General features: G+C 48.6%; 1 protein-coding gene. It reads left to right on the forward strand.

All coding sequences use genetic code 11. From position 1 onward, the window contains the following. Positions 1-116: 116 nt before the first annotated feature. A partial coding sequence (locus tag KIV41_RS24360) for an IS3 family transposase (RefSeq protein ID WP_285337832.1) occupies positions 117-960 on the forward strand: 844 nt, incomplete at its 3' end.

A 960-nucleotide genomic window follows, 5' to 3' on the forward strand; every position in this document is an offset into this window, starting at 1 on the left:
GATTATTCGAAGAAAGAGTCCGAAGAGCTTCGAGCGCTAAGGCGCGAGAACAAGCGACTCAAAGATGAAATGGAATTCCTAAAAAAGGTCTCGGCGTACTTCGCGAAGCAGCAAGAGTGAAGTACGAGTTCATTGAAAGCTATACCGGCGAGTACTCGATTAGCTTAATGTGTCGTATGTTAGAGGTGAGTCGAGGTGGTTACTACAAGTGGTGTCATCATACGCCGAGTGAGCGTTCAAAGCGGCGAGAGCGCTTTGAGCAGCTCGTCATGTGTACCTTTGCCCAATATCGGGCACGTTACGGTTCAGTGCGAATAGCCGAAGAGCTCAACGAAGCAGGCCATGCCTGCTGCGTGAATTATGTGGCTGATATTATGAAGGAAAAAGGTATCAGGGCACGTAATGGCAAAGGGTTTAAATACAGCAAGGATGTGGCTGCGATGACGAATGTTGCTGACAACTTACTGCGTAGAGACTTTGTATCTGAGACACCGAATCAGAAATGGGTCACGGACATCACGTATATCTGGGTGAAGAGCCGTTGGCTCTTCTTGGCGACAGTGATGGACCTGCATTCAAGGCGCATTGTGGGTTGGTCTCTAGGGACAACGATGACCGTCGAGCTCATCACCAATGCGCTAAAAATGGCGTTTGAGTCACGTAAGCCGCCTAAGGGCGTCATTATCCACTCGGACCGAGGTGTACAATACAGAGCATATAAATATCAAGACTTCATGCGCAAGCATGGAGGTGTACCGAGCATGAGTCGGCAGGGTAACTGCTGGGATAATGCGGTGATGGAGTCGTTCTACAGTCGACTGAAAGTCGAACTGATATACGCAGAAGACTATCAAACAGTCGAAGAAGCCCGAATGGGCATCTTCGAATACATCGAGGTATTTTACAATCGCAGAAGAAGACACTCAGCGTTGGGGTACATCAGCCCAGTTGAGTACGAAA

This window comes from Vibrio sp. D401a (assembly GCF_030248515.1).
GTDB lineage: Bacteria > Pseudomonadota > Gammaproteobacteria > Enterobacterales > Vibrionaceae > Vibrio > Vibrio rotiferianus.